This is a genomic window from Desulforhopalus sp. IMCC35007, from assembly GCF_005116575.1.
Lineage (GTDB): Bacteria > Desulfobacterota > Desulfobulbia > Desulfobulbales > Desulfocapsaceae > Desulforhopalus_A.
In genome coordinates this window covers 60,143-72,235 of the sequence record NZ_SWCN01000014.1, presented here as the reverse complement: position 1 = coordinate 72,235, position 12,093 = coordinate 60,143, and the positions used below count along the sequence as shown (strand labels likewise).

Sequence of the window (12,093 nt, the reverse complement as noted above, 5' to 3'; positions counted from 1 at the left end):
TTTTTATCACAGCACCGGTTGCTGTGTCACATAAAGTGTTGTGCAGGCATTTGTACCTCTATACATTGTACTTGTGTTGATAAGGGAAGGTTGCCGTCGGTTCTTGGGACGACAATCTTCAGGAGAATAATTACTCACCAGTAAGGAGGCAAACGTGGGATTTGAATTGAAGAAGGAATCCTATAGCGGCGGCATTAAGGCAATTTCTATCGGTAGTGGCAGCTCAGCGATTACCGTTGGAGGTGAATCATGTTATCCATTCTATACTTTTGAAGGTAACATGCCCAATAAGCCCGTCGTTGCAATGGAAATCTGGGACATCAAACCTGAAGACTGGCCTGAGCCTGTTGTGGCCCCTTTCAAAGATGTTCTCTCTGACCCTGCTGCCTGGGCAAAAAAATGCGTTGATGATTATGGTGCAGACGCAATTGTTGTCCAGCTGAAAAGTATTGACCCAAATGATATGGACGCCAGTCCCGAGTCGGCTGCTGAGACTGTGAAGAAAGTTTTGGAGGCGGTATCTGTTCCGGTTATTGTTTGGGGTTGTGCAAATCCGGCCAAAGATGAGGCGGTGTTAAAGGTCGTCGCTGAAAAATGCCAGGACTATAATCTCGTACTGGGGCCTGTCGAAGAAAAGAACTATAAAGGCATTGGTGCCGCAGCAATGGGCTATGGCCATGCGGTAATCGCCTCTTCCCCCATTGATGTAAACCTGGCAAAACAGGTAAACATTCTCCTTGAAAATCTCGGTATGCCAATGGACCGTCTCCTGGTTGATCCTACGACAGGTGGTCTGGGGTACGGTATGGAGTATTCCTACTCTGTTATGGAGCGTCTGAATATGGCGGCCATGGTACAGGGTGATGAAAAGCTGCAGTTTCCAATGATAAATAATCTTGGCAACGAGGTTTGGAAATGTAAGGAAGCTAAAGAGACAGTAAAGGGAAATCCTCTTCTTGGCGATCCAGAGACCCGCGGAATCATGATGGAGTCCATTGGTGCTGTTTCTTATTTGATGGCCGGCTCAAATATTCTCATTATGCGTCATCCTGAAGCAATAAGAATGGTCAAAGAATTCATTGATGTTCTTGCAGACGGTGGTTCTCTCAAAGATGCAAAACCAATAGCAAAAATATTGGAAGAAACGAAAATTGATTTTGCCTCGCTTGCCCCAGCTCCAGATCTCACCATCGCTGAAGAGGAAAAGAAAGCAGCACCTGCAAAGAAAGAAGCCCCTGCTGCTGCGGCCCCTAAGGCAGCCGCTGCTCCAAAAGCTGCTGCCGCCCCTGCGGCTAAGCCGGAAGCTGTGAAGCAGGCAGCCGCTCCTGCAGTTGATCCTGCCGAGCAGGCAAAACTTGAAGCGGAAGCAAAAGCCAAAGCTGAAGCAGACGCCAAGGCAAAAGCCGAAGCGGATCAAAAAGCCAAGGCTGATGCAGAAGCAAAAGCTAAAGCTGACGCAGAAGCAAAAGCCAAAGCGGATGCAGAAGCTAAAGCAAAAGCTGAAGAGGATGCCCGTAAGGCTGAAGTTCGGCAGCGAGAGGAAGAAGAAAGTGCTCTGAGGCGCTTGCGTGCACAGGCCAAGAAGGCTCACGATGAAGCTGCAGCCGCAAGTCCGGGAGCTAAGGTTACGATGACTGCTGCCGCTGTTCAGAAAACTGATCAAGAAAAAATTCTGGACATGCTCGACAGATTCCATAAAAGGAAAAAATCGGACACCGCTCTGTAATACTATGTAATGTAAGGCTCATGGGATACTTTATAATCTCATAAACTCTAGGTGGAGGAACCTTGATATGACAGAAGTAAAAGGACAAGTGCAAAAGACTGTGAAGCTCGCAGATGCGATGGAATCATCTATCGAACCGTCAACCCAGGAAATGATAGCTCGGGCGCAACAGTTGGGTGTTGAGACTGTATTCGACCGTGCTGTAACCATGAAACCCTGTGCCATTGGTATGCAGGGAATCTGCTGTAAAAACTGTGCCATGGGGCCATGTCGTCTGCCACTGCCAAAAGATGGCATTCAGGGCGAAGATACCCGGAAAGGGCTGTGTGGTGCGACAGCAAACACTATCTGTGCCAGAAACTTCATCCGTATGATCGCCGGTGGTGCCGCTGCTCATTCCGACCATGGTCGTAACGTTGCCATTACCTTTCTCGCAGCCGCTAAAGGCGAAGTTGATGATTACAAAATTAAAGATCCGCAGAAACTTCTCCTGATCGCGCCATATTACGGTGTGGCGACAACTGTCGAAGAAAATGGGGTTGTCAAAGATCGTGATATCCAGGAAATAGCCATTGCTGTGGGTGAAGTTGCCGTACGGGAATGGGGTAAGCCAACGGGCAGCCTGGCCATGATCAAAAGGGCACCGCAGGCTCTTCAGGATAAATGGGAAGAGCAGGGTGTTATCCCACGCAACGTAGACAGGGAAATTGTTGAAATCATGCACCGCACCCACATGGGGGTTGATCAGGATTATAAAAATCTGATGAAACAGGGAACCCGTGCAGCTCTGGCCGATGGCTGGGGTGGTTCCATGATCGGTACAGATCTTCAGGATGTACTGTTTGGGGCTCCGAGTCCTCTCCAGGCAGAAGCAAATCTTGGTGTCATGAAAGAAGACCATGTAAATATCATCGTTCACGGCCATGAGCCCCTGCTTTCCGAGATGATCGTTGCAGCCTGCCAGTCGCAGGAACTTGTCGATTATGCTAAGGGAAAAGGCGCTAAGGGGATTATGCTCAGCGGTATCTGCTGTACCGCCAATGAGGTTCTGCAACGCCACGGCATTCCACCAGCAGGAACCTTCCTGCAGCAGGAGCTTGCTATAATTACCGGCGCCTGTGATGCAATGGTTGTCGATGTTCAATGTATTTTCCAGAACCTTGCCAACGTTGCCAAGTGCTTCCACACCAAGCTGATCACCACTCATCCCATCGCCAAGATGGAGCAGGACAATGTGCTTCATATAGAATTTGATGAACATCATGCGATGGAAGATGCAATCCGCATCGTTAAAATTGCCATTGATAACTATGAAAAGCGTGGAGCTGAAGTCATGATCCCACGCCATAAGTCATCGCAGATCGCAGGCTTTGGTGTTGAGTCTATTAAGTATCACCTTGGCGGTAGCTTCCGTGGCGATTATTTCACTTTGAATGACAATATCATCAATGGTCGTATCCGTGGTATTGCTGGTGTTGTTGGTTGTAACAACGCCCGTACCAAGCATAACGAGGAACACATCGTTATCATGAAGGAACTGATCAAAAATGACGTAATTGTTCTCACCACCGGTTGTAGTGCAATAGCTGCAGGTATTCATGGTCTCTGTACTCCAGAATCAGCTGCTGTTCATTGTGGACCAGGCCTTGCCGAAGTTTGTGAAACCGTAGGTATCCCACCTGTATTACACCTAGGCTCATGCGTTGACAACAGTCGTATCCTTCTCGCTGCAACTGAAGTCGTGAAGGCAGGTGGTCTCGGTAAGGATATTTGTGATTTACCTGCTGCCGGTAGTGCCCCTGAGTGGATGAGTGAGAAGGCGATTTCTATTGGTCATTACTTTGTTGCCTCAGGTGTCTATACGGTTTTTGGTTATAGTCTGCCACTGGAAGGTGCTCCTGTCTTTAAAGATTATCTCTATAAAGATATGGAGAAGATGTACGGGGGTATGTGGGATTGTGAACCAGATCCGATAAAGCATGCTCGTAAGATGATCGCCCACATTGATAAGAAGCGTAAAGAATTAGGGATTGATAAGGCCCGTGACAGGGTTCTTATGGATATGGCTGATAGACAGGCCCTCGGAATAGAATAATATATCTGAAACTATCTTCGTAACTACGAATCTCTAGAAAGGAGTTAAGCATGTCACGATTAGTAGCATTTGCAGCCATACAGGGCGGTTATAAGGTTGTGTCCCAGGTGGAGGGTGAACTGGAAAAAGCTCTTCGAAGCTATGACGCCAGCACACCAATCGGATTTCCTAATACCGCATATTATCTTCCCGTTATTTATTCTCTCACAGGTATGAAATGTGAGACTCTTGAGGACTTGAAAAAGCCCATGGAATTTGCCCGTGGTCTTTTACCACCTCACTTAAAAGGTGCTAACCATTTACCGTATCTTGGACCACTCCTTGATGCTGGTATGGCTGGTATCTTTGCCTATGAAGTAAAAGAAGCTCTTCGCATCCTCAGAGAGCCAGATTTTTACATAGATGCAGAAGATCCTGATATCGATGCAGGAAAACTCTGGGTTGGTCCCGCCAGTGACATTATTCTTCGAAAGCGTGGTGTCGAATTCGTCGATGGGTCCGCTCCAGGCTTTGCGGCAATCGTTGGTGCCGCACCAAATGCTGAGATTGCCAAAATGATCGTCGAAGATTATCAGAAGAAAAATCTCTATATCTTCTGTGCAGCGAATCACTATGGCAAGACTGTTATCGAGCAATGTCTTGAGGCCGGTATGCAGATCGGTTGGAATACCCGTATCGTACCTTTTGGTCCAGATATCTCTTCTGCTGTATTTGCGCTCGGTTTTGCAAACCGTGCTGCCATGGCCTTTGGTGGTGTGCAGCCAGGTGATTATCGCAAGATGCTCATGTACAACAAAAACCGTATCTTTGCCTTTGTTAACGCACTTGGTGATGTCGGAACCGAGTGGGCTGTTGCAGCGGCCGGTTGTGTTAACTGGGGCTTTCCAACACTTGCTGATACTGATATTCCTGAGATTCTTCCAACGGGTATCTGTACCTATGAGCATGTTGTTGCAAATGTTCCCCACAAAGAAATCTGTCAGAAGTCCGTTGAGGTTCGCGGTCTGAAGATCAACGTTACTGAAATTGACATTCCACTTGCTTTTGGTCCTGCGTTTGAGGGCGAGCGTGTACGTGGTGGAGATCTTTTCGGTCAGATGGGTGGTGGTAAGACCCAATGTACCGAGCTTGTCAAGATGGCAGAGATGAGTGAAATTGAAGATGGTAAAGTTACCGTCGTTGGACCAGACATTCCTGATATGAAAGAAGGTGATGTCCTTCCATTAGGCATTTTCGTCCAGATAGCCGGCCGAGAGTTCCAGACAGACTTCGAACCCATCATGGAGCGCCAGATCCACCATCTGGTCAACTATATCCAGGGTATTATGCATATTGGTCAGCGGGATATTTCCTGGGTCCGTGTGAGCAAGGCCGCTGTAGAAAAAGGTTTCACTCTGAAGGATATTGGTGTTGCGCTCCACGCGAAGTTCCATCAGGATTTCCAGAAAATTGTGGATAAGGTTCAGGTCACACTGTATACCAAAAAAGAAGATGTGGACAAAATCACAGCACAGGCAAGAGAGGAGTACAAGACTCGTGATTCCCGTGTTGATAATATGACAGATGAAGATGTGGAAGTATTTTACTCCTGTAGTCTCTGTCAATCGTTTGCACCAAGCCATGTTTGTTCCGTAAGCCCAGAGAGAACCGGTCTTTGTGGTGCCTATAACTGGATGGATTGTAAGGCTGCTTATGAAATCAATCCTACAGGACCAAATCAACCAATCCAGAAAGGTAAGGTTCTTGATCCGGTACTTGGCCGCTTTGAAGGCGTTGATGAGTTTATTAAGGTCGCCTCAAAAGGTGCTATTGAAACCTATAATTTCTATTCAATGGTTAACGCTCCAATGACCACCTGTGGTTGTTGCGAATGTATTGCTGCCATGCTTCCAAGTTGTAATGGAGTCATGACTGTTGGTCGTGACTATACCGGTGAAACTCCTTCTGGTATGAAGTTTACCACCCTGGCAGGTGTCATGGGTGGCGGTGCTTCTTCACCTGGATTTGTTGGTCACTCCAAGTTCAATATCACCCAGAAGAAGTTTATTCTCGGTGATGGTGGCCTCCTCAGGATGGTATGGATGCCGAAGATCGTCAAAGATGAAATCCGTGATAAACTCAATATCCGTGGTGCTGAAATGGGTGTAGAAAACTTCGCTGATATGATCGCCGATGAAACTGTTGGTGTCACTGAAGAGGAGATCTTGCCATGGCTCGAGGAAAAAGGACATCCTGCACTTAAGATGGATCCTCTTATTGGCTGATTGTTGAAGCAGGTTGCGTGGTCTTGCCTCGGTTCGACCACGCAGTTCTTGCTGTGAAATATTATTAAGGAGACAACAAAAATGGCGTTAACAGGAATACAAATCTTCAAACTCCTGCCAAAAACAAACTGCAAGGAGTGTGGGGTGCCAACATGTCTTGCGTTTGCTATGAATTTAGCATCTGGTAAAGCTGAATTAGATGCCTGTCCTTACGTATCCGATGACGCAAGAGCCCAGTTGGCCGAAGCATCTGCACCTCCGATTCGACCTGTATTACTGGGGAAAGGTGTCCGTGCGGCGAAGACTGGTGGTGAAACGGTTTTGCACAGACATGAAAAAACATTTTTCAACCCGTCAATGTTTGCAGGGATTATAACCTCTGACACGGCGGAAGCTGATGTTACTGCAAAATTAAAGGTCTGGAACGCACTGCAGTACGAGCGCGTAGGTTTAAATCTCAGGCCTGAACTTGTTGCCTTAAAAGATGTTAATGGTGACGGGGTCGCCTTTGCTTCTCTTGCAAAAATTATCGCGGAAACATCTGAATTTAATCTCATCTTGATGAGTGATAAAGCAGAGGTAATGGAAGGCGCAATTAAAACGGCGGGTTTTAAGCGTCCTCTACTCTATGCTGCCACTGCTGAAAATGCCGATACTTATGGTAAGCTGGCTCTTGACAACAATCTGCCTCTTGCAATGAAAGCCGACAGTATTGACGGCCTTATCGCACTTTCAGACAAGTTGACGGGAATGGGTTTGAAGGATCTCGTCATTGATTCCGGCGCAAGAGAAGTCAAGCAGGCGCTTCAAGACCAGGTTGCGATTCGTCGTGCGGCACTGAAAGAAGGTAACAGGTCCCTTGGTTTTCCAACGATCACTTTTCCATGTGAAATGGCATCAAATATTGCGACAGAGGGTCTTATCGCCAGTATGTTTGTTGCAAAATATGGTGGGATTGTGGTTATGTCTGATCTGACCACTGAAGTCATCTTCCCGCTGCTACTTGAGCGCCTCAATATCTTTACTGATCCACAACGGCCAATGACCGTTGAGGAAGGTATTTTTGAGATTGGTACTCCAGATGAGAACTCTCCAGTACTTGTGACCACTAACTTTGCTCTTACCTATTTTATTGTTTCAGGTGAGATCGAGGCAAGTAAAGTGTCTTCATGGCTGCTCATTAAAGATGCAGAAGGACTGTCCGTTCTGACTGCATGGGCTGCTGGAAAATTTGGTGGGGATGATGTCGGTATGTTTGTTAAAAAATCCGGTATCATGGATAAGGTCAAGCACACTGAAGTTATTATTCCGGGTTATGCAGCAGCAATTGCAGGTGATGTGGAAGAAGAGCTTCCGGGTTGGACCGTTACCGTTGGGCCACGTGAAGCTGCACATATCGCAGGTTTTCTGAAAAACAGATAAGAGTGTAGAAAGAGGTGCCGGTGCCGGCACCTCTACTGCTCTGACATCACATAATTTCATAGTTCTATCGAAGCGTTCGTTACTACTATTTTTTTGACAAAGGAGAAAAATATGATTCTTTTTGGTGAAAGCCTCAATGTTATTTCCAATGTAATTGGAAAGGCATATAGAGAACGCGACCCAAAACCGATTCAGGAAGAATGTCTGGAGCAGCAGAAGCTAGGAATGGACTACATAGATATTAATCTTGGTCCTGCCAAAAAAGATGGTCACGAACTGATGCCATGGGTCGTTCAGGTTGTTCAGGAAGTTGTGCCTGATATGCCGCTTCTTTTAGATACTTCCAATATTGCCGCCATCGAAGAAGGGTTGAAAGTCATTAAGCCTGCTTCAAAGCCGCACATTGTCAACTCGATTATGGCTCGCCCAGAGCGATATACCGTGATGCTCCCGATAGCTGCAAAGTATGAGGCTGATATTGTAGCCCTTATGTGGGGACCAGATGGTTTACCACGTGATGAAAATGAGAGGGCAGCTCTGGCTGTTGAGTTACTCTATGCAGCGAACGAAGCAGGGATCCCAAATGAAAAAATCTGGGTAGACGGCATTGTAACTCCTGTAAATATTCAACAGGCGCAATGTGTCGCCCTTATGGATTTTCAGGCAATGGTAGAAGATATCGCGCCCGGGGTAATGTCTACCTGTGGACTTTCCAATATTTCCAATGGTCCTCCTGTTCATCTTCGTCCCATCCTCAACACGACCTACATGATCATGCTTGAGAGACATGGAATGAAGTCAGTTATCTCTGATCCTCTTGACACCAACCTCACGGCTGTTGCAAAAGGAAAAAGACCAGACATCGTTGAGGTTGTTCATCAGACCATGGACGGCAATGCACCTGATATTTCTACTCTTTCCAAGGAGCTAGGTGATTACGTCAAGACCGTTAAGGTTATTACCGGCGAGAATCTTTTTTCTGATTCCTATCTGGAAATTTAATTTTTTGATGGTTTTTAAAAAAAGCCTCATCCTGAATCAGGGTGAGGCTTTTTTTGTCGTATTTTCTGCCAGACACTTTTGCAAATAGTAGTTTACAACAACAGGGTTAAACCATGGAAGATATTAAAAACTCAGATGAGTGGGTCTATGTTTTTGTCTGCGATCCGGGTCCGGGCGAGACATATTTTGGATTGTATAACGAAGAAAAGGATATTAATTTTATTCCTGTATTCAGGTCAAGAGATGTGGCGAATGACTGCTTTCTTGAGCTTCCAAGAAAAAAAGGTGTAAAACACGAATGTCAGGCGGTTCATATCGAAGAAATTAATGAAGCCGCTGCAAAACATGGATTTGTGGTTACTCTTGTAGACAGTGACGGCAAAATTATCACCGAGTAGTACATGCTGTGATACCCTTGAAAAAGATGCTTTTGTTGATGATAAAGATGTTCCAGTTAAAGGAGACTGAATAACGTGAGTCTGAAAATTGCTATTGGCGGTAAAGGAGGTGTTGGGAAGACGACGGTCACCTCATTAATTGCTCGTTGTTTAGCTGCAAATGAAAAGAATAAGGTTATTGCAATTGATGCAGATCCTGTTGCCAACCTCGCCGCAGGACTTGGTATTTCAGAAGAAGAGCCCATTGTTCCGATTTCTGGGCTCACCGAACTGATTGAAGAGAGAACCGGGGCCAAGGCTGGGACAATGGGTGGTTTTTTTAGCCTTAATCCAAAAGTCGATGATATTCCAGATCGTTTTTCTCTCACAAGAGACAATGTTCGACTCCTTGTCATGGGAACAGTGCAAAGTGGTGGTTCTGGCTGTATCTGTCCGGAGAGCACCATTCTTAAAGCACTGATGAACCATCTTGTTCTTTTTCGTGATGACATTGTGGTCATGGATATGGAGGCAGGGGTGGAGCATCTCGGCCGGGCAACTTCCGGGTCCGTTGATGCACTGATCATTGTGGTAAATCCCGGGGCTCGCAGTAGAGTTGCCGCAGAAAAAATCAGAAAGCTTGGGAAAGATATCGGTATCCAGAAAGTTCTCGTCCTTGGTAACAGGGTGAAAGGCCCGGAAGATGAAGAGCTTATCAGAAAGACACTTCCAGACTTTGAAATATTAGGTTTTCTGCCAGAGCATCCTGAGGTTGTTGCCTCGGATCGCGAAGGACGACGTCCTTTTGAAGATATAAACGACGCTCCCAAAGAACTCTTTGCAATTGTCAAACAGTTGGAAAACCTCAATAAGTAATTCCATAACCTGCTCGCATAGATCATGAAATCTGTGCGGGCTGCTTCTTTTTAGCTTTTTTTCTTCAACTTCTATCCTCTTAAGTTAGTGTAATTTTCAGACAATAACCACTTGACAATGACACATTGTAGTGGCATTGTGAATAAATAGGAATTAATCTCAAAAGAGAATGTTTCTCTTTCCCTGTTGAGGTTGTTTATTATTCTTTTATCGTGTGAGGGCTTGTCATTTTGTGGTGGTTCATCTTTTGATTCACAAAAAGACATACACCTCTTCTTTTCAATTCAAATAATTGCTCTCTTTGGAGGAACCATGGCAAAACCACTCGAGCTCATTAAGGTAGAGGATATCACAACCTGTGAAAGCACAGCTCAGATGATTACCAAGGCAAGACAAGATGGCGTGGAGTTATTCTTTGATCGTGCCAACTCTATGAAGGCGTGCCCAATAGGTGAACAGGCAGCATGTTGCAAGCATTGCGCCATGGGGCCTTGTCGTATGAATGTGAATAGCCCTTACGACAGGGTCGGGGTATGCGGAGCCACTGTTGATACCATTGTTGCCAGAAATTTCGGGCGTATGGTTGCTGCGGGGACCGCTGCACATACTGATCATGGTATGGCAATGCTGGAACTGTTTCGCGATGTCATTCAAGGAAAGACGAAAGAGTATTCAATTAAAGATCCCATAAAACTGGTGGAGATTGCCGAGTCTTTGGAGATTGCCACTGAAGGCAGGGAACTTAAAGATGTAGCGATGGATCTGTACCATGAACTGGAACTAACCTATACCCAGGTTGATGGTGAAATTCCAATGATGAAACGGGTACCACGCCAAACGCTTGAGCACTGGCGAGCTGCCGGTGTTGTGCCACGCGGGGCTATGCGGGAAATCATGGAGATGATGCATCGTACAGCAATGGGTGTAGATCAGGACTACGAAAATATCACCAAACAGATTTCTAGGACAGCTCTGGCCGACGGTTGGGGCGGGTCAATGGTCTCCACTGATATTTCAGATATCCTGTTTGGAACACCATCTCCAGTGGAAGTTGAAGTCGATATGGGGGTTTTGCAAAAAGACAAGGTTAACATCATTATTCACGGACATGAGCCTAATTTGCTGGAATCTATTGTTGTGTCAGCCGCGGACCCCGTACTTGTAGATGCGGCAAAAGCCGCTGGGGCATCTGGTATTAATCTTGTAGGGATGTGCTGTTCAGGGCTGGAAGCCATGTCTCGTCACGGATTACCCCATGCTGGAAATTTTTCAAGCACCGAGGCTGTTCTTGTCACCGGAGCAGTCGATTGTATGACTGTGGATATTCAATGTATTAAACAGGGATTGAAAAAAGTTGCAGATTTTTATGAGACTCCGTTCATAACTACAAATTATCGAGCTAAAATTGAAGGGGCAATTCATATTCATCTTGAAGAAAATGATCCAAGATCATGTACAGATGAAATAGTAATTAAAGCTATTACCAGGTTCAAAAACAGGAAAAAGCCTGTACAGATTCCTCAGATTACTGCAAAGGGTGTACATGGCTTCTCCTATGAATATATTAATTACATGCTGGGAGGTTCATTCAGAGGAAGTTATAAACCCCTCAACGATAATATTATCAATGGTAGAATACGCGGGGTAGCGGGAATTGTTGGATGTACCAACCCCCGTTCCAAGCAGGATTATTCTCATGTGGAACTGGTCAAGGAACTCATTAAAAATGATGTACTTGTACTGCAAACAGGTTGCTCCCAGATGGCGTTGGCCAAGGCTGGTCTGACTGGTCCTGGCGCGGCAGCCCTTGCTGGCCCGGGCCTTGCTGAAGTTTGCGAAACCGTGGGCATGCCACCAGTTCTTGGTCTTGGTTCCTGCGTAGATAATAGTCGAATTCTTATAGCTGCCGCTGAAATGGTGAAAGTTGGTGGTCTTGGGGATTGTATAGCTGATCTCCCTGCCGTGGGCTGTGCACCTGAGTGGATGAGTGAGAAAGCCATAGCTATCGGTCAATATTTTGTGGCATCGGGTGTGTATGTTGTTTTTGGTCACACCTTTCCAATGACCAAAGGAACCCGCTTTGAAAAGCACCTATTTGAAGATCTGGAAAACTTAGGGTTTGGTAAATGGGGTTTTGCCAGTGATCCAAAAGAAATGGCGCGTTTATTGATTGCTCATATTGATAAGAAAAGAGCTGCACTTGGTATAGATAAGTCCAGAGAAAGGGTGTTGACGGATATGGCCGATCGACGTTCTCTTGATGCTACGGCGTAAACTTCTTTTGTAGTATAAAATCGTAATGCAGAAAGGAGCATTGCTCCTTTCTGCAAT

8 protein-coding genes are annotated in these 12,093 nt (G+C 45.9%); all 8 read left to right on the top strand.

The window, feature by feature from the left end:
* Positions 1–154 precede the first annotated feature (154 nt).
* The 8 genes from FCL48_RS15150 (at position 155) to cooS (FCL48_RS15115) (ending at position 12,036) form a co-directional block, all read left to right on the top strand.
* Positions 155–1,726: an acetyl-CoA decarbonylase/synthase complex subunit delta gene (locus tag FCL48_RS15150; RefSeq protein ID WP_136873138.1), complete on the top strand. Its 1,572-nt coding sequence runs from the start codon at positions 155–157 to the stop codon at positions 1,724–1,726.
* A gap of 67 nt (positions 1,727–1,793) precedes the next feature.
* Positions 1,794–3,821 (top strand): anaerobic carbon-monoxide dehydrogenase catalytic subunit, encoded by a 2,028-nt coding sequence (cooS, locus tag FCL48_RS15145; protein ID WP_136873137.1) that lies wholly within the window; start codon positions 1,794–1,796, stop codon positions 3,819–3,821.
* A gap of 50 nt (positions 3,822–3,871) precedes the next feature.
* Entirely contained in the window at positions 3,872–6,085 is a 2,214-nt protein-coding gene (acsB, locus tag FCL48_RS15140; protein ID WP_136873136.1) for an acetyl-CoA decarbonylase/synthase complex subunit alpha/beta, read from the top strand.
* Positions 6,086–6,166: 81 nt separating this feature from the next.
* On the top strand, positions 6,167–7,507 hold the full coding sequence (acsC, locus tag FCL48_RS15135) for an acetyl-CoA decarbonylase/synthase complex subunit gamma (protein WP_136873135.1): 1,341 nt from the start codon (positions 6,167–6,169) through the stop codon (positions 7,505–7,507).
* A gap of 111 nt (positions 7,508–7,618) precedes the next feature.
* Positions 7,619–8,509: a dihydropteroate synthase gene (locus FCL48_RS15130; protein ID WP_136873134.1), complete on the top strand. Its 891-nt coding sequence runs from the start codon at positions 7,619–7,621 to the stop codon at positions 8,507–8,509.
* Between the two features lie 113 nt (positions 8,510–8,622).
* Positions 8,623–8,907, top strand: coding sequence for a hypothetical protein (locus FCL48_RS15125; RefSeq protein ID WP_136873133.1), 285 nt, complete (start codon positions 8,623–8,625; stop codon positions 8,905–8,907).
* Between the two features lie 75 nt (positions 8,908–8,982).
* Positions 8,983–9,762 carry an AAA family ATPase gene (locus FCL48_RS15120; protein WP_136873132.1) on the top strand — a complete coding sequence of 260 codons (780 nt, stop codon included), beginning with the start codon at positions 8,983–8,985 and terminating at the stop codon, positions 9,760–9,762.
* A gap of 312 nt (positions 9,763–10,074) precedes the next feature.
* Positions 10,075–12,036, top strand: coding sequence for an anaerobic carbon-monoxide dehydrogenase catalytic subunit (cooS, locus tag FCL48_RS15115; RefSeq protein ID WP_136873131.1), 1,962 nt, complete (start codon positions 10,075–10,077; stop codon positions 12,034–12,036).
* The last annotated feature ends 57 nt before the right edge of the window (positions 12,037–12,093 follow it).

Coding starts and splice junctions, on each gene's coding strand:
- cooS (WP_136873137.1), top strand. CDS start 1,794: ATGACAGAAGTAAAAGGACAAGTGCAAAAGACTGTGAAGCTCGCAGAT.
- acsB (WP_136873136.1), top strand. CDS start 3,872: ATGTCACGATTAGTAGCATTTGCAGCCATACAGGGCGGTTATAAGGTT.
- acsC (WP_136873135.1), top strand. CDS start 6,167: ATGGCGTTAACAGGAATACAAATCTTCAAACTCCTGCCAAAAACAAAC.
- FCL48_RS15130 (WP_136873134.1), top strand. CDS start 7,619: ATGATTCTTTTTGGTGAAAGCCTCAATGTTATTTCCAATGTAATTGGA.
- FCL48_RS15125 (WP_136873133.1), top strand. CDS start 8,623: ATGGAAGATATTAAAAACTCAGATGAGTGGGTCTATGTTTTTGTCTGC.
- cooS (WP_136873131.1), top strand. CDS start 10,075: ATGGCAAAACCACTCGAGCTCATTAAGGTAGAGGATATCACAACCTGT.